Consider the following 21883-nt stretch of genomic DNA (forward strand, 5'->3'; position numbering starts at 1 on the left):
ATGAACGAGATCATTTGCCCGAACCGGCGATCTGGTCGCCGTCGCGGGTCAGGTAATAGGCAGCGAGGATGGGGAGCAGCGTCACCAGCACTACCACCATCGCCACGACATTGGTGACCGGACGCTGGCGCGGACGGATCAATTCTTCGAGCATCCAGATCGGCACCGTCTGCTGCTGGCCGGCGGTGAAGGTGGTGACGATGACCTCGTCGAAGGACAGCGCAAAGGCAAGCATGCCGCCGGCCAGCAGCGCGGTTGCGATGTTGGGCAGCACGACATGCCGAAAGGTCTGGAAACCATCGGCGCCGAGATCCATCGACGCCTCGATCATCGAGCCGGACGTGCGGCGGAAACGGGCGACCGCATTGTTGTAGACGACGACCACGCAGAAAGTGGCGTGGCCGAGCACGATCGTCCAGAACGAGAACGGGATTTCGGCCAGCGCGAAGGCCGAGCGCAGCGCGATGCCGGTGATGATGCCGGGCAGCGCGATCGGCAGGATGACCAGCAGCGAGATGGTTTCGCGGCCGAAGAATTTTGTGCGGGACACGGCGGCTGCGCATAGCGTGCCGAGGATCAGAGCGATGGCAGTCGAGATCGCCGCGACCCGCACAGACAATGACAGCGCCTGCCAGACGTCGGGGCGGTTCCAGGTGACGGCGAACCATTGCGTGGTCAAGCCCGGCGGCGGCCAGACGAAGCTCTTCTCCTCGGTGGTGAAGGCATAGACGAAGATCAGCAGGATCGGCAGGTGCAGAAAGAGCAGGCCGCCGGTGGCAGCGAGCTTCAGGCCGATCGGCGCGGATGGGCCACGGTCAGAGCGCATCGAAAGCCCCCATGCGCTTGGCGCCCCAGAGATAGAAGCCCATGATAACGATGGGCACCACGGTAAAGGCGGCGGCGAGCGGGATGTTGCCGGCGGTGCCTTGCTGCGAATAGACGGCCTGGCCGATGAACAGCCGCGAGGTGCCGATGATCTGAGGAATGATGTAGTCGCCGAGCGTCAGCGAGAAGGTGAAGATCGAGCCGGCAACGATGCCGGGCAGCGCCAGTGGGAACAGCACGTTGCCGAAGGTCTGGCCGGGCGAGGCGCCGAGATCGGACGAAGCCTCGACCAAATTGCCCGGCACGCGCTCGAGTGCGGCCTGCACCGGCAGGATCATGAATGGCAGCCAGACATAGACGAAGACGATGAAGGTGCCGGTTGAGGAGACCGACAATGAGTTGCCGCCGACGATCGGCAGCGATAGCCAGGCATCAAGCAGCCAGAGAAGATGCAATTTGGCCAGCAGCCATGTCAGGATGCCTTCCTTGGCCAGGATCAGCTTCCAGGCATAGATCTTGACCAGGTAGCTCGACCACAGCGGCAGCATGACGCCGAGATAAAACAGCGCCTTCCAACGGCCGCGCGCATAGCGCGCCGCGTAATAGGCGATGGGAAAGGCGATGATCGCCGCAGCCAGCGTCACCAGCGCCGCCATCGTCACCGTGCGCAGGATGATGTCGAGATTGGCGGCCTGCAGCAGGTCGCCATAAGTCTTCAGCGTGAACTCGCGGTTAATGAGGCCGGAGAACTCATCGATCGAAAAGAAGCTCTGCAAAAGCAGCGCAAACAGCGAGCCGATATAGACGATGCCGAGCCAAAGAACCGGGGGTAGCAGCATCAGGAGCAGCAAGAATTGCGGCCGGCGCCAGAAGAGATCGGAGAGCCCGCCGCGTACGCCGCCACTACCCGGCAGGATGGCGGGGGCCGTGGCCCGCGGCATGGCAGCGTCCAGGCTCATCCTAGCTCGTCCATCAGATGCAAATGCTCGCGGTTGAAGGTGAGCACCACCGCCTCGCCTTCCCGGGGCAAGGCAGCACCCGCCGGCACGATGGCATGCAGCCGCAAGCCCTCTGCATCGAGCGCCAGTCTTGTCGTGGCGCCGAGATAGTTGGTCGAGACCAGGCGGGCGGCAACCCCTTGGCCGTTGGCCCGGCCAATACGGATGGATTCGGGCCGCAGGCTGCCCCAGCGATGCTGGCCGGCATAGCGCTGGACGAAATCCGGCGGCAGCACGTTGGACGAGCCGACGAAATCGGCGACGAAGCGGGTCTTGGGACGCTGGTAGATGTCTTCCGGCGTGCCGATCTGCATAATCTTGCCGTCATTGAAGACGGCCACGCGGTCGGCCATCGACAGCGCTTCGCCCTGGTCGTGGGTGACGAACACGAAGGTGATGCCGAGCGCCTTCTGCAGCGATTTCAACTCCTCCTGCATGTTTTCGCGAAGCTTGAGGTCGAGGGCGCCGAGCGGCTCGTCGAGCAACAGCACCTTGGGCTGGTTGACCAGCGCACGGGCGAGCGCGACGCGCTGGCGCTGGCCGCCGGAAAGCTGGCCAGGGCGACGGGCGCCGTAGCCGGGAAGCCGCACCAGCGCCAGCGCTTCTTCCGCCGCCTTTTGCCGCTCCGGTCTGCCGACGCCCTTGACCATCAGCCCATAGGCGACGTTGTCGAGCACGTTGAGATGCGGGAACAGCGCATAATCCTGGAACACGGTGTTGACGTTGCGGCGATAGGGCGGCACGCCCTCGGCGCGTTCGCCGAAGATCGCGATCGAGCCCGCCGTCGGCTGCTCGAAACCGGCGATGAGGCGCAGGCACGTCGTCTTGCCCGAGCCGGAAGGCCCGAGCATAGCGAAGAACTCGCCCGGCACGATGTCGAGATCGACCGCGTCGACGGCACGCACGCTGCCGAAATGGCGAGAGACGTTTTGGAAGGAAACGGCGGAGGTCATGGGGCTGTCCTGATCTGTCAGGCTCATCAAATTTCAGGCGGTAGCGCTGCCTCTCATCCGCCTGCCGGCACCTTCTCCTCGTATAGTGGACGGGGAGAAGGGAGGCGCTCCAACGCTGGCGACCCCCGTTCTTCACGGGGAGAGGGTAAGGGTGAGGGGCAGCGCCGAGCTTCGTAGGTGAGGCGAACTCACCGCCCGCCGATGACGCCGATATAGTCCGACACCCAGCGGTAATAGGGCACGCACTGGTCGTTCTGGGTGGCGCATTTCGAGACCGGCGTCTTCCAGAACTTGATCTTGTCGAAATTGTCGTACCCGTTGGTCTTGCAGCCTTCTTCGCCGAGCAGTTCGTTGCCCTTGCAGGCGGCGGGCACCACCGGCAGCGAGCCGAACCAGGCGGAGACGTCGCCCTGCACTTTTGGCGACAGCGAATGCTCCATCCACATGTAGGCGCAGTTCGGGTGGGCAGCATCGGCCTCCATCATCGTGGTATCGGCCCAGCCGGTGACGCCCTCCTCGGGGATAGTCGAGGCGACCGGCTTCTTGGCCGCGATCAGCGTGTTGACCTGGTAGGGCCAAGAACCGGAGGCGACGACGCCTTCGTTCTGGAAATCGTCGACCTGGATGGCGGCGTCGTGCCAATAGCGTCCGACCAGCGTACGCTGGACCCGCAACAGGTCGAGCGCCGCCTTGTACTGATCCTCGGTCAGTTCGTACGGATCCTTGATGCCGAGCTCCGGCTTGTGAGCCATCAGGTAATTGGCGGCGTCGGCGATGTGGATCGGCCCGTCATAGGCCTGGACGCGGCCCTTGTTCGACTTGCCGTCGGGAAGCTTCAATTCCTCGAAGACCACGTTCCAGCTCTTCGGCGCCTCCTTGAACACTTCGGTGTTGTACATCAGCACGTTCGGCCCCCACTGATAGGGGACGCCGTAATGGACTCCGCCGACGGTGAACCAGGGCGCATCCTTCAGCCGGTCGTCGACCGTCTTCCAGCTCGGGATGAGGTCGGTGTTGATCGGCTGGACGCGCTTGCCGGCGACCAGACGCAGCGAGGCATCGCCCGAGGCGGTGACCAGGTCGAAACCGCCCTCGTTCATCAGCGAGACCATCTCGTCGGAGGTGTTGGCGGTCTTGACGTTGACCTTGCAGCCGGTTTCCTTCTCGAAGGACGTGACCCAATCATAGCCCTTGTCGGTTTCGCCGCGCTCGATATAGCCCGGCCAGGCGACGATAGTGACCTCGCCTTCGCCTTTGCCGAGCTCCTTGACCTGGGCGATGGCCTGGCCGGAGAAGCTCAGCGCGACCGTCAAGGCAGTGCATGATTTCAGCAATGAATTCATCGTCGATCTCCCATTTTTGCATGACCTCGAAACCGGTTTCGGGTTTCGGAAGAAGATCATGCGCCCGTTCCAAAACGTTGGATGCGCGGCTCTGAAGGGCCGTGCTCCTCGCATCGGCCCGAAAATCGGAATCGATTTTCGGAAAGTCCGATGCGAAAACTAAAAGTCTTAGAGCGTACTATGTGCGTCCAATTGGACGCACGTCGCTCTAACGGCAGCTTTGTTCCCTGACCGAAAAGTGCTGCGAAATTTCCGGTTTCGCAAATTCATTTATCAGAAAGCCGATATCGGTTTTTCCGATATATCAGCGGCCGATCTTCTCAGGCCGTTGGCGCACCATGCGCTGCGACTGGGCAAGTCCGATGAAGTCACGAGCCGCCTGCGGCAGGCCGGAGCCGCGCCGCCAGACCATGCCGACCTGGACGACTGGTAACGACCCCGAAATATCGCGAGATTCGATGCGGTCGCCTTCCAGCGACCATGGCCGGTAGACGAGGTCGGGCAGCAGCGCCACGCCGGCGCCGGTAGCGACGAGGCTGCGCACCGCTTCGACCGAGCGGGTGCGGAAGGCGACATGCGGCTTGGCGCCGATTGCCGTCAGCAGCTTTCCGGTATTCTCCTCGATCTCGTCGACGGTCAGCATGATCAGCGGTTCCGAGGCGATGTCGCCGATGCCGATGATGTCGGCACCGGCCAAGGGATGGCCGAGCGGCAGCCATAGCCGGTAGGCCGAGACTTCGAGGATTTCGGACTGCAGTGCCGTGCGGTCGCGCAGGTTCGAGGTGACCATGACGGCAATGTCGAGCTTGCCGCCAATTAACAGGTGCTCGAGATAGTCGCCATTGTCCTCGATCGCCGAGACCTCGACACCCGGATAGGCGCGGCGGTAGCGGGCAAGAAGATCGGAAAGCACATAGCCGGCGACCAGCGAGGTGACGCCAAGTTGCAGCCGCCCGCTTGCCGCGGCCTGTTCGCCGAAGAAGGCGCGGCGCGCATCGGAAACGTCGGCCAGGATCTTTCTCGCATGGCGCAGGAACTGGTGGCCTTTGTGGGTGATGTTCAAGCCGCGCGGGTGGCGCTCGAACAGCTCGACGCCGAGATCGTGCTCCAGCTCCTTGATCGCCTCGGTGACCGAGGATTGCGAGATCGACAGGTTCTGGGCGGCGCCCGACACTGTGCCCTGCTCGGCGACGGCGATGAAGAACTGCAATTGGCGGATGGTGAAAGCCATGGCCGGACTAAACACGGCAGAGGCGGCGCTGGGAAGTGGGTGCTGGCGCAGATCTCCCGATAGAGCTCACGATAGAGCTCAGCCCTCGCTTCCGCCATCGGCAATGCTGAGCCGTACGCCGGCCTGGGCAAGGGCGGCGGCGATGTCGTGCGGCGGCGGACGGTCGGTCGCGAGTTCGGAAAAGCCGCCGAAGCCGCAGACCTGAACAAGGCCCTGGCGGCCGAATTTGCTATGGTCGGTGACGACAAGCGAACGCTGGCCGCGCGACAGCACCATGCGGGCGAATTCGGCCTCTTCCAGATCATAGTCCATGACGCCGGTGACGGCATCGACCGCACCGGTCGATATCACTGCATGGCTGACGGAAAAGCGGCTGACGAATTCGATGGCCGAGACGCCAAAGGCAGCACCGGAATCGCTGCGCAGCTCGCCGCCGGCCATGTAGACCTTATTGCCGTTGACGGTGGCCAATGTGCGGGCGATGTCGGAGGAGTTGGTGACGACCGTCAGCCGCCGGTGGCCGAGCAGTTCCCGGGCCAGGAAAGACGTGGTGGTGCCGGTGTCGAGCATGATCGATTCGCCGTCGCGGATGGTGGCGGCGACCATGCGCGCTATTGCCCGCTTGGCATCGGCGTTCTCGCGCATGCGCCGCTCGAACGGCGCTTCGCCGGCAATCGACGGCAGGCCGACGGCGCCGTGCATCTTGAGGATGGAACCGTCGCTGGTCAGTGGCTTGACGTCGCGGCGTACTGTCTCCAGCGAGACGCCCAGCCGGTCGGCCAGGCTCGCAATGGTCACGGTGCCTTCCTCCTTGAGGAGGCGCAGGATTTCGCCATGCCGCTTCGAGTGGACCATCGGTTCCATCCGGTCGGATTGTTGCACCGCTGACCGCTTCTACGGCATAAATGCCACTAACTCCAAGGAATTTAGCAAAATTCGGGCAAAAAACCAGAAAATACCACAATTTCGCGTTGACAACGCCTCCAGCGTGGCGCGACATTATCGCTGTGACAGGCTCGGAACGGAGGACGACGGCTGAGCCGCACGAAAAATCGCTTGCCCGAACGCCCGGGAGATCGTCGGGTGCAAGGGTACCGAAATTCAGGATCCGCGGGGGCGGATGCCGGCGTCGAAGAACCCGGCACAAAGGGGCTCGTCGGTGCGGTGCGGGATACCGATCCCGAGATCTGCACCGACGAGATCTTCGCGTTGCCTCCATTCCTCCGTCCGATTGTCATCGCTGGCCAGCCGTGACATGCNGTGCGGGATACCGATCCCGAATCTGCACCGACGAGATCTTCGCGTTGCCTCCATTCCTCCGTCCGATTGTCATCGCTGGCCAGCCGTGACATGCGTGGAAAATTGACCCAATGTTGGACGAGATCGTGACTGTCGAAGACCGCATCCGTGCGCTGCCTTGCTGGACCGGCAGCATCGACATCGCGCCGCTGCCGGGCGGGCTGAGCAATGCCAATTATCTGGTCAAGGACGCGGCCGGGCGGCACGTCGTGCGGCTCGGCCAGGACTATCCGTTCCACCATGTCTTTCGCGAGCGCGAGATGATGACGGCACGGGCAGCGCACGCGGCAGGCTTCGCTCCGGCCGTCCACTACACTGGACCCGGCGTCATGGTGACGGAGTATCTCGGCGCCAAGGCCTATGTCGCGCAGGACGTGCGCGCCGATCTCGGCCGCGTTGCCGCGTTGCTGCGCGGTTTCCACCGGGAGATGCCCGGTCATGTCTCCGGCGCCGGCTTCATGTTCTGGGTATTCCATGTCATTCGCGACTATGCGCGCACGCTGGAGGAAGGCCGTAGCCGCAAGCTGGGCGAACTGCCGCGCCTGCTGACGCTGGCGGACGAGCTCGAGCGCGCGCAAAAGCTGCTGCCGATCGTCTTCGGCCATAATGACCTCTTGCCGGCTAACATAATCGACGACGGTCACAGGCTGTGGCTCATCGATTTCGAATATGCAGGCTTCAACACCGCGATGTTCGACCTTGCCGGCGCGGCGTCGAATGCAGGCATGAGCGACGAGGAGTCCTTCGCCTTCCTGACCGCCTATTTCATGAAGGAGCCGGACCCGGCGATACGGCGCTCGCACGCCGCCATGCAATGCGCGTCGCTGCTGCGTGAGGCGATGTGGGGCATGGTTTCCGAGCTTTACCTCGACGCGCCTGGTGTCGACTACGCCGCCTACGCCGACGAAAACCTGGCGCGGCTCGAAGCCGCCCTGGAAAACTACAGGACAAAATACGGGACGCGGACATGACCTTGCCCGCCCAGGCCGGGATCGTCGTCATCGGCGGTGGCATCATCGGCTGTTCGACGGCCTATCATCTGGCGCGCGACCACAAGGCCGAAATCGTGCTGCTCGAACAGGGCAAACTGACCTCGGGTTCGACCTGGCATGCTGCCGGGCTGGTCGGCCAGCTACGCTCGTCGGCGTCGATCACGCGCGTGCTCAAATATTCGGTCGATCTCTACAAGGGGCTGGAAGCCGAAACCGGCCTCGCCACCGGCTGGAAGATGACTGGCTGCCTGCGCCTCGCCACCAATGCCGACCGCTGGACCGAGTATAAGCGGCTGGCAACGACGGCTAAGAGCTTCGGCATGGACATGCATCTGCTGTCGCCGGCCGAGGTCAAGGAAATGTGGCCGCTGCTGGAAACCGGCGACCTCGTCGGCGCGTCCTGGCTGCCGACCGACGGTCAGGCAAGCCCTTCCGACATCACCCAGTCGCTGGCCAAGGGCGCGCGCATGCATGGCGCAAAATTGTTCGAGGAGGTGCGGGTCACCGGCTTTGAAATGACCAACGGCCGGATCGTCAAGGTTAGGACGAACAGGGGCGATATCGCCTGCGACAAGGTGGTGAACTGCGCCGGGCAATGGGCGCGGCAGGTGGGTGCGCTCGCCGGCATAAACGTGCCGCTGCAGCCGGTGAAGCACCAGTACATCATCACCGAAAAGATCGATGGCCTGCCGACCGACGCGCCGACAATTCGCGACCCCGATCGCCGCACCTATTTCAAGGAGGAGGTCGGCGGGTTGGTGATGGGCGGCTACGAGCCGAACCCGCAGGCGTGGACGACCGGTCTGCCGGGCGGCGATGTGCCGGACGATTGGGAGTTCCGGCTGTTCGACGATGATTACGATCATTTCGAGCAGCATATGAGCCAGGCGATCGAGCGTGTCCCGGCGCTCGCCAATGCCGGCGTCAAGCAGATGATCAACGGGCCGGAGAGCTTTACGCCGGATGGCAATTTCATCCTCGGTGTGGCGCCGGAATGCGCCAATATGTTCGTCGGCGTCGGCTTCAATGCCTTCGGCATCGCGTCCGGCGGCGGCGCCGGCTGGGTGCTGGCGCAATGGGTCGTCGACGGCGAGGCGCCGCTCGATCTGTGGGTGGTCGACATCCGCCGCTTCTCCGATCTCCACCGCGACCGGCAATGGGTCCGCGACCGCACGCTGGAAGCCTATGGCAAGCACTACACGATCGGCTTCCCGCATGAGGAATATGTCAGCGGCCGGCCGCGCATCGTCTCGCCTTTGTACGAGCGGCTGCAAAAACATCGCGCCGTGTTCGGCTCGAAACTTGGCTGGGAGCGGCCGAACTGGTTCGCGCCGGAAGGCATCGAGCCGAAGGACGTCTATTCGATGGGCCGGCAGAACTGGTTCCCGGCGGTTGGCGACGAGCACCGCCACGTGCGCGAAAAGATCGGTATTTTCGACCAGTCGTCTTTCGCCAAATACGAAATGACCGGAGCCGACGCGCTGAAGGCGCTGGACTGGATCTGCGCCAACGACGTCGCCAAGCCGGTCGGCCGGCTGACCTACACGCAGCTCCTCAATACGCGCGGCGGCATCGAGGCCGATTTGACCGTGGCGAGGCTCGGTGAGGAAAAATTCTACGTGGTCACCGGCACCGGTTTCCGCACGCATGATTTCTCCTGGATTGCCGATCATATCGGCAGGGAGTTCGACGTGATGCTGACCGACGTCACGGAGGATTTCGGCACATTGTCGCTGATGGGGCCGCGCGCCCGTGACGTGCTGTCAGCGGTGACCGATGCCGACGTCTCGAATGCCGCCTTTCCATTCGGCCATGTTCGCGAGATCGCCATTGCCGGCCACGCCATCCGGGCACTGCGCGTCACCTATGTCGGCGAACTCGGCTGGGAACTGCATGTGCCGATCGCGGCGACCGGCGAGGTCTTCGATGCGCTGATGGCGGCGGGCGAAATATTCGACATTCGGCCGGTCGGCTACCGGGCGCTGGAATCGCTGCGGCTGGAAAAAGGCTACCGCGCCTGGGGCGCCGACATCACGCCCAACGACACGCCGCAGGAGGCCGGCCTCGGCTGGGCGGTGAAGCTCAGGAAGAACACCGATTTCCTCGGCCGGCGGGCTCTGGAAAAGCTCAACGGCGCGGCGCTCGGGAAACGCTTTGCCGGCTTCACTGTCGATGATCCGGACGTCGTGCTGCTCGGGCGCGAGACCATCCTGCGCAACGGCGAGGCGGTCGGTTATCTCACCAGCGGCGGCTATGGCTACACCATCGGCAAGAACATCGGCTACGGCTATGTGCGCAATGCCGATGGCGTCAACGATGATTTCCTCACTTCCGGCAACTACGAGCTGGTGGTGGCAATGGAACGGACGCCGGCTAAGATACACCTCGAGCCGCTTTACGATCCGGCAGGAGCAAAGGTGAAGGCGTAGAGCCTTCCGGTTTCAGCCTCAGTTCACGATGAGCACCAGCCCCCGGCTCGGCACGGTATCGGCCTCGCCTGGCATCGAAACATAGGGCGGCGTCTCTTCGGCGCGCGTGACGGTGCCTTGCGCCTCGAGCTCGGCGATCCGCGCGGCAAACCCGGCATCCCACAGCGTGTTCTTCACTGTCAGCACGATCACCCCGCCCGGCCGGCAGATGCGGATCAGCTCGTCCAGACCCTCGGCCCCGACATGGCCGGACGTGAAGACGCCGGCTGAGATGATCCCGGCATAGGCGTCGTCCACGAAGGGCAGCGGTCCGCCAAGCGCCAGGCAGTGAAGCGCCGAATAGACGCCCTTGCGCGCGGCTTGCGCCAGCATGCCTTCCGAGATGTCGAGCGCCTCGACCTGCGGATAACCGGTAATGGCAAGCCATTCGCCGATGAGCCCGGTGCCCGCGCCGGCATCGAGCAGAGGAGCGGCGCCGCGCGGCAGATGGCGGGCCAGCAAGGCAAGGCAGATGGTGGGATGGCGATAGCCAGCCGCCGACATGTCGGCGTCATAGGTGCCTGCCCAACTGTCGTAGAGCGCCGCGACGTCTTCCGGCCGCTTCGCCGCATAGGCTGCGGCGAGTGCGCTCTGCTGATTGCTGTCCGTCATCGCTTTCCGTCGCCTGGTATCGATCCGCAACGCGATCATAGCCAAACGGCGAAAACTGTGGAACCGTCGTCGTCCCAATAACACGGGGAAAGGAGCGAAATCCATGGCGGACGACCGGGCGCGCGCCGCACTTGCGGCCATTCCGATGCTGGCCGGCTATGACGGCCCTCTGGAACGGCTCGGCGGTCTCACCAACCTCGTCTTCAGGGGTAAGGATTTCTGCCTGCGTATCCCCGGCAAGGGCACCGAGGAATACATCAACCGCGCCAACGAGGCAGTGGCGGCGCGGGAAGCGGCGAAGGCCGGCGTCAGTCCCGAAGTGCTGCATGTCGATGCCGAGACCGGCGTGTTGGTGACCCGCTTCGTTGCCGGTGCCGAGACGATGTCACCGGAAAAGTTCAAGACTCGGCCGGGCAGCCCGGCACGCGCCGGCAAGGCCTTTCGCAAACTGCACACATCCGGCGCGGTGTTCCCCTTCCGCTTCGAGCTGTTTGCGATGATCGACGATTATCTGAAAGTGCTGTCAACCAAGGACGTCGCCCTGCCTGCCGGCTACCACGATGTGGTCCGCGAGGCGGAGGCAGTGCGCTCAGCACTTGCGGCTCAACCTCTGCCGATCGTCGCCTGCCACTGCGACCCGCTCTGCGAAAACTTTCTCGATACGGGCGACAGGATGTGGATCGTCGACTGGGAATATTCCGGCATGAACGATCCGCTCTGGGATCTCGGCGACCTCAGCGTCGAAGGGCAATTCGACGCCGCGCAGGACGAGGAGATGACGCTGGCCTATTTCGGCGGCGAGCCGAGACCGGCGGAGCGCGCCCGCATCGTCATCTACAAGGCGATGTGCGACCTGCTGTGGACGCTGTGGGGACTGATCCAGCTTGCCAACAAAAATCCGGCCGACGACTTTCGCGCCTATGCCGACGGCCGGTTTGCGCGCTGCAAGGCACTGATGGAGACGCCGGAATTTTCGCGGCATCTTGCGGCGATGCGAACGGGTTAGAGCAATTCCACATCAGAGCGGTGCCAGAGTTCCAGCGATCCAGCAAAAAGCTTGAATGCTCTAAAAGCGCTTTGCGATTGAGCGGGTCAGGCGACATGACTTGGAGCAAAGCGCTGGACGTCGGCCTCTATTTGAAAACCCTCTCTAATTCACTCATTGTCACTGTATCGTCAGACCTTTTGCAATACCAGACGATCAGCGCGATGGTGCCGATGGGAAATAATCCCGCAAGGAGCTGATGCCAACCGCTTCTGTTGATGTCATGCAGCCGGCGAGTGGTCATGGCAAGTGTCGGCAGAAGGACGGCAAGATTCCAAAGGGACGAGATAATTTCATTATTTAAAACAGCATCAGCTATTATCGCAACGACAGAGATAATGAAAATGAAGAGATAGGAATACCAGAACTCGGAGCGGCCGGCTCTGCCCGAAAAAGTCACATAATTTCCGAAAAAGCTTGAAATAGCTTCAGTAAAATTCATCTGATGCGGTATGTCCCCAAAACGATTGCTACCAGCTGGCGGTGCTCTTAAAACGAGCACCAATGGCAAGCCGATAAGGACCAAAACTATCAGCCAATGCCATATAGAAAAACTCCCCATCTTTCCCCCCTCTACCGCAGTTTCGCGGAAATATTGATCTTGCTTACCCTACCAAGAATCAATTTCGGATTACGCCCGACAGGCAACTTACACCTCAAAATATCGATGTAAACATCGGATTTTTTGACCGAACTCTCCTGCTATTCAGAGCGATAATCAGGCGCCGCTAAAACGCGCCGCTTCGAAACGGCACCATGTGACGCGTTCTATGCTTTGTTTTGATGCAGTCGTGGACGGAAAGCCTTTTCACACCGTCCTGGAATTGCTTTAGTTCACGCCCTTTGGCACGTTTTCGGGCGGTACCGTGTCGACCACCTTCTGGCGGTGGAAGATGAACAGGCCGGCCAGCACGACGATGGCCGAGCCGACCAGGATGCGCGGCCCAGGCACATCGCCGAAGAAGGCCAGGCCGAAGACCACTGCCCACAATAGCAGGCTGTAATGCAGCGGCGCCAAGGTCGAGGCAGGGGCAAGCTTCAACGCCCGGGTGATCATCAGGTGCGCGCCGCAGGAGACGACGCCGAGAAGCAGCATGGCGCCGAAATCGAGCGATGACGGCGTCTTCCAACTGCCTATGGTCAACGCAGCGCCGACCAGCAGCGTGCCGATGGTCTGCCAGGTGACCAGCGAAGTGTCGCTGGTGCCGCGCAGCCGCCGATTGAGGATGATGGCGAAGGCAAAGGAAATGCTGCCGGCGAGCGCGAACATCGACGACAGGGAGAACGCGGCCGACGACGGCTTCAGCATGATCAGCACGCCGCAGAAACCGACCAGGATAGCCGCCCAGCGGCGCCAGCCGACCCTTTCGCCGAGCAGGAAGTGCGACAGCGCCGCGACATAGATCGGCCCGGCCATGTAAAAACTCATCACATCGGCGAGCGGCAGATAGACGACCGCCGCGTAGAACAGCGCCGTGTCGAGCGTCGTCATCACCACGCGCAGCAGCTGCAGCTCCGGCCGCTCCATGCGAAACAGCTTGGCCGCACCCTGATGTGCAATCATCGGCCCGAGTATGAAAAACGCGCCGATCGAGCGGATCAGCACGACCTGGCCGACGGAAAAACTGGCGACCAGCCACTTGCCCATCGCGTCGTTCAGCGCAAACAGGAAGTCGCCGGCGAGCATCAGCAGGATGCCGGCCAGCAGCACGTTCATGATCGTTGAGTACTGGGCTGCGGGCCGCGCCATTCCGTTACCGGTTCCTCGCCGTGGGGTACGGTGACCCGCGTCGTAGTCGCAAGCTGCGGCCATGACGAGGCGAAAATCGAGAATTCGGTAAGACCAGCGCCGGAAATCGGCTGGACTGATGCATGTCGCGCAAAAGTGTGCAGCGGTTTTGCGATAACGACACGCTTAAAAACAAGACCTTAAAGCGCGTCGCGTGGGTCCGTTCAAACGCGACGCGCTTTAAGCGTGGCGCCGGTTCACCGTGCCCGGCCTTCCGGCGATCGAAAGCCGCGTGTCCTGCCGGCTGCGCTCGGCCACCACCTTGCCCCTGGCGATGACGCAGAGACGCTCTGGGCGCAGCCGCAGCGCCTCGACTGGGTTGCCGGCATCGAGAACGACCAGGCTGGCGCGCTTGCCGACCGCCAGGCCAAGGTGGTCGAGGCCCATGATGGCGGCATTGACGTTGGTGACCATGTCGAAGCAGCGCGCCATCTCGGCCGGGCTCGACATCTGCGCGACATGCAGGCCCATGAAGGCGACGTCGAGCATGTCTGCGGTGCCCAGCGAATACCAGGGGTCGAGCACGCAATCCTGGCCCCAGCCGACGCGGATGCCTTGCGCCAGCATCTCCTTGACCCGCGTCAGTCCGCGGCGCTTGGGAAAGGTGTCGTGGCGGCCCTGCAGCATGATGTTGATCAGCGGATTGGGGATCGCCGAAACGCCGGCCTCGGCAATCAGCGGCAATAGCTTCGAAACGTAGTAATTATCCATCGAATGCATCGATGTCAGGTGCGAGCCGGCCACTCTGCCCTGCAACCCGAGCCGCTGCGTCTCATAGGCAAGCTGCTCGATGTGGCGCGACAGCGGATCGTCGGTCTCGTCGCAATGCAAGTCGACCATCAGGCCGCGCTTCGCCGCGATTTCGCAGAGCTCGGTGACGGAGCGGGTGCCGTCGGCCATTGTGCGCTCGAAATGCGGAATGCCGCCGACGACATCGACGCCTGTGTCGAGCGCCCGGATGGTGTTGTCGCGCGCCGTCGGCGAGCGGTAAAACCCGTCCTGCGGGAAGGCGACCAGCTGCAGGTCGATATAGGGGCCAACCGTCTTCTTCACGTCGAGCAGCGCCTCGACCGCCAGCAGGCGGTCGTCGCAAACATCGACATGGGTGCGGATGGCGAGCAGGCCCATCGACACCGCCCAGTCGCAATAGGCGAGCGCACGGTCGCGCACCGCTTCGTGGGTCAGAAGCGGCTTCAACTCGCCCCAAAGCGAGATGCCTTCGAGCAGCGTGCCCGAGACATTGTTGCGCGGAATGCCGAGCGAAAGCGTGGCGTCCATATGGAAATGCGGATCGACGAAGGGCGGCGAGACCAGATTGCCATGGGCATCGATCGCCGTGCCGGCGCTGACGTTCAGCTCGGGCTCTATCGCTGCGATCGTTTCGCCGACGATGCCGATATCCGCGATCCTGCCGTCGGGCAGCGTCCCGCCGCGCACCACAAGGTCAAAATCCATCTAGCGCCACCTCGTTCAAAAAAGCCGTTTCTTTCCATGCAGCGTGCTGCCGCAAGGCGGAACCTTCAGGCGCGCCCCTTCCCTTCTCCCTTGTGGGAGAAGGTAGCCGCGAAGCGGCCGGATGAGGGGTGTTCCAGCTTGGCGCCGACGACACTCCGTCCAGCACCCCTCAACCGTCCTGGCGCTGCGCCAATCCACCTTCTCCCACAAGGGGAGAAGGAAAAGCCTCTATTCCGGCACGTACCGCACCGCCCCCTTGGCGGCACTTGTCGCCATCGCCGCATAGGCGCGCAAGGCCGTCGTCACCTTGCGCTTGCGCTTTTCTTCGGGCTTCCAGGCAGCCGTTCCCCTGGCCTCCATCGCGGCGCGACGGGCGATGAGTTCGGCGTCGTCGACAGCAAGCCTGATGGTGCGGTTGGGGATATCGATCTCGATCGTGTCGCCTTCCCTGACCAGCCCGATCAGACCGCCTTCCGCGGCTTCCGGCGAGACATGGCCGATCGACATGCCGGAGGTGCCGCCGGAAAAACGACCGTCGGTGATCAGTGCGCAGGCTTTGCCGAGGCCTTTCGATTTCAAATAGCTGGTCGGGTAGAGCATTTCCTGCATGCCGGGTCCGCCGCGTGGCCCTTCATAGCGGATGACGACGACATCGCCGGCCTTGATCTCGTTCGACAGGATCGCCTTGACGCTGGCGTCCTGGCTTTCGAACACTCTTGCCGGACCGGTGAATTTCAGGATCGATTCATCGACGCCCGCCGTCTTCACGATGCAGCCATCGAGTGCCAGATTGCCTTTCAGCACGGCAAGGCCGCCATCCCTGGAGAAAGGATGTTCGGCCGAGCGGATGACGCCCTTCTCGCGGTCGAGATCGAGATCGTCCCAGCGGCGGTCCTGGCTGAACGCGACTTGCGTCGGCACGCCGCCGGGTGCCGCCAGGAAGAAATCGCGGACATTCTGGCTGGTGGTGCGCGAAATATCCCAATAATCGAGCGCTTCGCCGAGGCTTGCGGTGTGCACCGTCGGCAGGTCGCGGTTGATCAGCCCGGCGCTATCCAACTGGCCGAGGATGGCCATGATGCCGCCGGCGCGGTGGACATCCTCCATATGGACGTCTGCCTTGGCCGGGGCCACCTTGCACAGCACTGGCACCCGCCGCGACAGCCGGTCGATGTCCTCCATGGTGAAGTCGACCTCGCCCTCATGTGCCGCGGCAAGGATGTGCAGCACGGTGTTGGTCGAACCGCCCATGGCGATGTCGAGTGTCATGGAGTTCTCGAAGGCGCCCTTCGAGGCGATGCTGCGCGGCAGCGCGGTGTCGTCGTCCTGCTCGTAATAGCGCTGGGCAAGATCGACGATCAGGTGGCCGGCCTCGACGAACAGGCGCTTGCGGTCGGCATGCGTCGCCAGCGTCGAACCATTGCCGGGCAAGGACAGGCCGAGCGCCTCGGTCAGGCAGTTCATCGAATTGGCGGTGAACATGCCGGAGCAGGAACCGCAGGTCGGACAGGCCGAGCGTTCGATGGTCCTGACGTCCTCGTCGGACACCTTGTCGTCGGCGGCCGCGACCATAGCGTCGACCAGATCAAGCGCCTGGCTCTTGTCGGCGAGCACCACCTTGCCGGCCTCCATCGGCCCGCCGGAGACGAAGACGGTCGGGATGTTGAGGCGCAGCGACGCCATCAGCATGCCGGGCGTGATCTTGTCGCAATTCGAGATGCAGACCATCGCGTCGGCGCAGTGCGCGTTGACCATGTATTCGACCGAGTCGGCGATCAATTCGCGCGACGGCAGCGAATAGAGCATGCCGTCATGGCCCATGGCGATGCCGTCATCGACGGCAATGGTGTTGAACTCCTTGGCGACGCCGCCGGCTTTTTCGATCTCGCGGGCAACCAGCTGGCCGAGATCCTTCAAATGGACATGGCCCGGCACGAATTGGGTGAAGGAATTGACCACGGCAATGATCGGCTTGCCGAAATCCGAATCCTTCATGCCGGTAGCGCGCCACAGGCCGCGGGCGCCGGCCATGTTGCGGCCATGGGTGGTGGTGCGGGAACGGTAGGCGGGCATTGAACTGTCCTTGCTGTCTGCGTCGCGCCCAAAGGTGCGGAAAACCGGAATTGAGCCGCAGGCCTTATAGACGGCACACTCTGGTCTGGCCACAATTTTGCGCTGCGCCAGGGTGCGGAACGAGCGGCCAGCCAAAGACGCAGCCGGCCCAGGCCGTAAAAAAGTCAGAAGTGCTGTCGGATCGTGTTTTGCTCGAGCGTCCTTGAGCAGACGGCGGGACCGGGCATCAATTGCCAGCCGGCCGTTTTGCGAGTGAAACAAGCCAAAACCAGCCCGAGGAGCAAGAGAATGCAAAAGATCACCCCCTGCCTGTGGTTCGACGACCAGGCCGAGGAGGCCATGAACCATTACATCTCCATCTTCAAGAATTCGAAGGTGCTGAGCGTGATGCGCTGGCCCAAGGGCAGCGGCGATAATGAGGGCAAGGTGCTGATGGTCTCATTCGAGCTCGACGGCGTTCAGTTCCAGGCACTCAACGGCGGCCCGCAATTCAAGTTCACCCAGGCAGTCTCGCTCTCCATCGACTGCAAGACGCAGGAAGAGGTCGACTATTTCTGGGACAGGCTCATCGCGGGCGGTGGCCAGCCCAGCCAGTGCAGCTGGCTGAAGGACAAATTCGGCCTCTCCTGGCAGGTCGTTCCCGAGCAGCTGCCCAGGCTGCTGCTGGACCCCGATACGGAAAAGGCCGGCCGCGTGATGCAGGCGATGATGCAGATGAGCAAGATCGACATCGCCAAGATCGAAGAGGCAGCGAAAGGGTGAACGAACGCGATCTTCCCTTCTCCCCCTGTGGGAGAAGGTGGATCGGCGCGAAGCGCCGAGACGGTTGAGGGGTGCTGGACGGAATGAGACGTTGGTGTTTCCTGGAACACCCCTCATCCGTCGCCTTCGGCGACACCTTCTCCCACAAAGGGAGAAGGGAAGGGGCGCGTCAAGCCGCTCTGTCGCGGACCTGATAATCCTTGACCGCCGTGAAGCGGATCGCCTTCCAGCGCTCGGCCTCGTAGTTGAGCGAGAAGGCGTGCTGGGCGAGGAACACCGGATCGTTGTCGAGATCGCGCGCGATGTCGCCGCGATGCGCCTCGATGAAGCGCTGGAGTTCGGCCCTGTCGTCGGCCGATATCCAGCGGCAGACGGAAAAGCGCGACATCTCGAAATCGACCGGCAGTGTGTATTCGAAGTTTAGCCGCTCCTTCAAGACGTCGAGCTGCAGGGCGCCGACGACGCCGACGATGGCTGGCGAGCCGTCCTCCGGCGAGAACAATTGCACGACGCCTTCCTCGGCCATCTGGTGCAGCGCTTCCTTGAGCTTCTTGGCTTTCATGGCATCGCCGAGGCGAACGCGGCGCAGGATTTCAGGCGCGAAATTCGGCACGCCGCGAAACAGGATCTCCTCGCCTTCGGTCAGCGTGTCGCCGATGCGCAGCGTGCCGTGGTTGGGGATGCCGACGACATCGCCGGCGAACGCCTCGTCGGCCGTGACGCGGGTGCGGGCGAAGAAGAATTGCGGTGCCGACAGGCTCATCGGTTTTCCCGTGCGCACCAGCTTGGCCTTCATGCCGCGCTCGAGCTTGCCGGAGCAGACGCGGACGAAAGCGATGCGGTCGCGATGGTTGGGGTCCATATTGGCCTGGATCTTGAAGACGAAGGAGGTCATCTTGTCCTCGGTCGCCTCGACCTTGCGGCTGTCGGCCTCCTGCGCGCGCGGCGGCGGCCCGTAGGCGCCGAGCGCCTCGATCAGGTCGCGCACGCCGTAATTGCGCAGCGCCGAACCGAAATAGACCGGCGTCAAATGGCCCTCGCGGAAGGCATCGAGGTCGAGCGGGCGACAGGCCGCGCGCGCCAGCTCCAGCTCCTCGATGAAGGCCTCCCGCTCGTTCTCCGGCAACAGGCCGGCAACGCGGTTGGAATCGGGTCCATTGACCGGCGTGCGCTCCTTTTCGGCGTCGCCCTTGCGCACCGCGTTCAGCGCCAGATGGTAGGTCCCGGAAAAGGTCTTGCCGCGGCCGATCGGCCAGGTGATCGGCGCTGTATCCAGTGCCAGCTTCTGCTCGATCTCGTCGAGGATGTCGAATGGGTCTCGGCTTTCGCGGTCCATTTTGTTGACGAAGGTGATGATCGGGATGTCGCGCAGCCGGCAGACCTCGAACAGTTTCAGCGTGCGCGGCTCGATGCCCTTGGCGGCGTCGATCACCATGACCGCGCTGTCGACCGCCGACAGCGTGCGATAGGTGTCGTCGGCGAAATCCTCGTGGCCGGGCGTGTCGAGCAGGTTGAAGACGGTGTCCTCGTATTCAAAGGTCATCACCGAGGTGACCACCGAAATGCCGCGCTCGCGTTCGATCTTCATCCAGTCCGAGCGGGTCTGGATGCGGTCCTTCTTGGCCTTGACCTCGCCGGCAAGCTGGATGGCGCCGCCGAACAAAAGCAGTTTTTCGGTGAGCGTCGTCTTGCCGGCGTCGGGGTGGGCAATGATCGCGAAAGTGCGGCGGCGCGATACCGCTTGTTCGATGTCTTCAGCCAATTTCATGGAATCCTGTCTGTGGCGCGGGCTTCTAGCAGCGCTTTTCCGGCCTGTCGAACGGAAACACCGCTGATACCCCGGCAGCAGGTTCAGTCTCTGACGATAGCCGCCTGCGTGACCGAGCCAGCGTCATCCAGGCGTATAACCAGCCATTCAGAGTCGATCGAAAAAAATCCTCTTTCCGAACCAAGAATATAAACCAGACTCCAGTCTTCGAAATAGTCCGTCTTCGGCGGCTCGCCGAGCATGGCAACAACTTCTGCCCGCGATTTCCCAACCAACGCCCCGGTCAGCACCAAACCGTCAGCAATGCGATGGCGCTTATGCAAAGGATCCAGCCAGTTGTCGTCCTGCCACCAAGATCGAACGATCGGCAGCGGGCCGAAGAAGACGGCATAGACAATGGCGGCTCCGGCTGCAGCAAAAACCAGCCCTTTTATCCAGCGGCGCAAATGACCCTCATGTGATTGAGCTGAACGTTTCCAGTGAGGCGATCGTCATCGACCCGCTTCGAGAGCGGTCCCGGCAACGCTCTTGGCAAGTCTGTAGCATGGTGGCAATGAGGGCAAAAAGTCCTGGGCGTTTGAAGGTACACGGCCGCGAGCAAGAACATCATCGTCATTGGATACGGCATCATTGGCGCCTCCATCGCTTGGCACCGGCAGAGCTAAGCTGTCGACCTCTCCGGCTGCCGCAGCCGCCGGTTCACGTCCCGACGTCAGGCCGATTCGGTCGCTCGGCTCTCGAAGGCCACCTCCGGAATCCACTCGGCAATTGCGGCGCCGATCCTGTCGGCATGGTCCTCCTGCAGATAATGCGAGCCGGGTCCGAGATCGATCAACCGGCAGTTCTTCAGGCCGGCCGCGAATTCCCGTGCCGCCTGCGGCGAGACGAGGGCGCCCGGGTCACCGCAGAAAAGCAGCTTCGGGTAGGAGGAAGCCCGGAGCGCCCGATGGTCGTGCTCGCTGATGGCAGCGACATCGGCGGGCTGGCCTTCAATCGGCAGGTCGCGCGGCAGCCGCAGGATCGGCTTGCGCGATTGCGGCGTCGGGAATGGTGCCCGGTAGGAGGCCATTTCCTCATCGCTCATCGTGCGCAGCACCGCAGCCGGCAGTACCTTTTCGACGAAGACGTTGTCTTCCAGGACAAGCTTCTCACCGACGCCAGGCGTGCGCATTGCCTTGAACAATTCGCGCGCCTGCGGACGCTGGTGAAAATCGTCCCAACTCTCGAAGGGGCGGATGAATTCCATGAAGGCGAGGCCGAGGATCCGCTGCGGCCGCCGTGCGGCGAGATGGAAGGCGAGTGCGGTGCCCCAGTCCTGCGCGACGACCACCACGTCGGTGATGCCAAGCGTCTCGATGAAGGCGTCGAGATAGCGGACGTGGTCGAAGAAGCGATAGTCGATGTCCGGCTTGCCGGATTGGCCATAGCCGATCAGGTCGGGCGCAATGCAGCGGCCGAACGGCGCCACATGCGGGATGATGTCGCGCCAGATGTAGGACGACGTCGGGTTGCCGTGCAGGAAGAGTACCGTCGGGCCAGCCGTGCCTGCCTCGACATAGGAGATGGTGGAATCGAGCACCGCGACTTGCGAGCGTGGCAACATTGTGCGGGATTGCTGCTTTTCGAGTTTCGGGTTCATCGGATCAGCTCCTTTTTGCGAAGACTGTTTTGAAGACGATATTCTTGAAACGCTCGAGCGGTTCGGGACTGCGCTCCACCTTCATGCGCAGCATCGCGCCTTGCCAGGAACTCAACAGGAAATCGGCGAGGTCCTCGGCATCGAACGCGTCGGTGATGTCGCCAGCCGCCTGGCCCTCGGCGATGCATTCGGCAAAGGGCTTACGCCAGCGTTCGAAAATGGCGACGAGTTGCAGCCTCAGCGCCTCGCTGTGAGCCGCCGTCTCGAGGCTGAGATTGCCGATCATGCAGCCCCGTGCCCAATCATGCGCCTCCAGCTTCGACGTGATGATTTCGAGATAGCGGCGCAAGCGCCCGACCGGCGTGCCGTCCCGAGCAAGGGCCTGCTCCGCCAAACCGCTCACATAGGCGAAATAGCGGTCCAGCACCTCGCCGGTGAACGCCTCCTTGGATGCAAAATGATTGGTGAAGGACCCCGGACGGGCATCGGCCGCGGCGACGATGTCGCGTACGCCAGCGGCCGAATAGCCGGAACTCCAGATGGTTTTGAAACCGGCGTCGAGAAGTTTTTCGCGAAGTGAATGTCTAGGCATGCCGGTACAATACGTACGTACGTATTAAAGTCAAGAGGC

At 62.7% G+C, this 21883-nt stretch carries 19 protein-coding genes; 4 read left to right on the plus strand and 15 right to left on the minus strand.

What is annotated here, in order from left to right:
- Positions 1–10 precede the first annotated feature (10 nt).
- The 6 genes from X773_RS52160 to X773_RS52185 form a co-directional block, all read right to left on the minus strand.
- Entirely contained in the window at positions 11–826 is an 816-nt protein-coding gene (locus X773_RS52160) for an ABC transporter permease (protein ID WP_023676345.1), read from the minus strand.
- A complete protein-coding gene (locus tag X773_RS52165; RefSeq protein WP_023676346.1) occupies positions 816–1766 on the minus strand; it encodes an ABC transporter permease in 951 nt (316 codons plus the stop codon). The genes X773_RS52160 and X773_RS52165 overlap by 11 nt, the downstream gene beginning before the upstream one ends.
- 14 nt (positions 1767–1780) lie before the next feature.
- Complete coding sequence (locus X773_RS52170) at positions 1781–2776, minus strand: ABC transporter ATP-binding protein (protein ID WP_023676347.1); 996 nt, start codon at positions 2774–2776, stop codon at positions 1781–1783.
- 188 nt (positions 2777–2964) lie between these two features.
- A complete protein-coding gene (locus X773_RS52175) occupies positions 2965–4119 on the minus strand; it encodes an ABC transporter substrate-binding protein (protein ID WP_023676348.1) in 1155 nt (384 codons plus the stop codon).
- A 304-nt stretch (positions 4120–4423) separates the two neighbouring features.
- The gene (locus X773_RS52180; RefSeq protein WP_023676350.1) at positions 4424–5350 is read right to left on the minus strand and encodes a LysR substrate-binding domain-containing protein; all 927 of its coding nucleotides are present in this window, start codon (positions 5348–5350) and stop codon (positions 4424–4426) included.
- Between the two features lie 78 nt (positions 5351–5428).
- Positions 5429–6205 carry a DeoR/GlpR family DNA-binding transcription regulator gene (locus X773_RS52185; protein WP_023676351.1) on the minus strand — a complete coding sequence of 259 codons (777 nt, stop codon included), beginning with the start codon at positions 6203–6205 and terminating at the stop codon, positions 5429–5431.
- 530 nt (positions 6206–6735) lie between these two features.
- Here X773_RS52185 and X773_RS52190 point away from each other — a divergent pair.
- Together X773_RS52190 and X773_RS52195 are read left to right on the plus strand one after the other, a co-directional pair.
- The gene (locus tag X773_RS52190) at positions 6736–7620 is read left to right on the plus strand and encodes a phosphotransferase family protein (protein WP_023676353.1); all 885 of its coding nucleotides are present in this window, start codon (positions 6736–6738) and stop codon (positions 7618–7620) included.
- Positions 7617–10070, plus strand: a complete 2454-nt coding sequence (locus tag X773_RS52195; protein ID WP_023676354.1) for an FAD-dependent oxidoreductase — start codon at positions 7617–7619, stop codon at positions 10068–10070. Before X773_RS52190 ends, X773_RS52195 begins: the two co-directional genes overlap by 4 nt.
- A gap of 18 nt (positions 10071–10088) precedes the next feature.
- Here the strand turns inward: X773_RS52195 and X773_RS52200 are convergent, their stop codons facing one another.
- Positions 10089–10721 carry a class I SAM-dependent methyltransferase gene (locus tag X773_RS52200; RefSeq protein ID WP_023676355.1) on the minus strand — a complete coding sequence of 211 codons (633 nt, stop codon included), beginning with the start codon at positions 10719–10721 and terminating at the stop codon, positions 10089–10091.
- A gap of 103 nt (positions 10722–10824) precedes the next feature.
- On the opposite strand from X773_RS52200, the gene X773_RS52205 reads away from it, so the two are divergent.
- Positions 10825–11727: a phosphotransferase family protein gene (locus tag X773_RS52205; RefSeq protein ID WP_023676356.1), complete on the plus strand. Its 903-nt coding sequence runs from the start codon at positions 10825–10827 to the stop codon at positions 11725–11727.
- A 127-nt stretch (positions 11728–11854) separates the two neighbouring features.
- Here the strand turns inward: X773_RS52205 and X773_RS52210 are convergent, their stop codons facing one another.
- From X773_RS52210 to ilvD, 4 genes are all read right to left on the minus strand, one after another.
- Complete coding sequence (locus tag X773_RS52210; protein ID WP_023676357.1) at positions 11855–12328, minus strand: DUF805 domain-containing protein; 474 nt, start codon at positions 12326–12328, stop codon at positions 11855–11857.
- Between the two features lie 267 nt (positions 12329–12595).
- Positions 12596–13516: a DMT family transporter gene (locus X773_RS52215; protein WP_023676358.1), complete on the minus strand. Its 921-nt coding sequence runs from the start codon at positions 13514–13516 to the stop codon at positions 12596–12598.
- Between the two features lie 219 nt (positions 13517–13735).
- Positions 13736–15010, minus strand: coding sequence for an amidohydrolase family protein (locus X773_RS0137755; RefSeq protein WP_031211684.1), 1275 nt, complete (start codon positions 15008–15010; stop codon positions 13736–13738).
- Positions 15011–15238: 228 nt separating this feature from the next.
- Positions 15239–17083, minus strand: coding sequence for a dihydroxy-acid dehydratase (gene ilvD / locus X773_RS52220; RefSeq protein ID WP_023676359.1), 1845 nt, complete (start codon positions 17081–17083; stop codon positions 15239–15241).
- A 288-nt stretch (positions 17084–17371) separates the two neighbouring features.
- On the opposite strand from ilvD, the gene X773_RS52225 reads away from it, so the two are divergent.
- Entirely contained in the window at positions 17372–17845 is a 474-nt protein-coding gene (locus X773_RS52225) for a VOC family protein (protein ID WP_023676360.1), read from the plus strand.
- 169 nt (positions 17846–18014) lie between these two features.
- On the opposite strand, the gene X773_RS52230 is transcribed toward X773_RS52225, so the two are convergent.
- The 4 genes from X773_RS52230 to X773_RS52240 all read right to left on the minus strand — a co-directional run bounded on the left by X773_RS52230 (position 18015) and on the right by X773_RS52240 (position 21844).
- The gene (locus tag X773_RS52230; RefSeq protein ID WP_023676361.1) at positions 18015–19607 is read right to left on the minus strand and encodes a peptide chain release factor 3; all 1593 of its coding nucleotides are present in this window, start codon (positions 19605–19607) and stop codon (positions 18015–18017) included.
- A gap of 89 nt (positions 19608–19696) precedes the next feature.
- On the minus strand, positions 19697–20059 hold the full coding sequence (locus X773_RS0137760) for a hypothetical protein (protein WP_023676362.1): 363 nt from the start codon (positions 20057–20059) through the stop codon (positions 19697–19699).
- 266 nt (positions 20060–20325) lie between these two features.
- Positions 20326–21252, minus strand: a complete 927-nt coding sequence (locus X773_RS52235; protein ID WP_023676363.1) for a haloalkane dehalogenase — start codon at positions 21250–21252, stop codon at positions 20326–20328.
- A 4-nt stretch (positions 21253–21256) separates the two neighbouring features.
- On the minus strand, positions 21257–21844 hold the full coding sequence (locus tag X773_RS52240; RefSeq protein ID WP_023676364.1) for a TetR/AcrR family transcriptional regulator: 588 nt from the start codon (positions 21842–21844) through the stop codon (positions 21257–21259).
- Positions 21845–21883: the final 39 nt, after the last annotated feature.

The organism is Mesorhizobium sp. LSJC280B00, assembly GCF_000502835.1.
Lineage (GTDB): Bacteria > Pseudomonadota > Alphaproteobacteria > Rhizobiales > Rhizobiaceae > Mesorhizobium.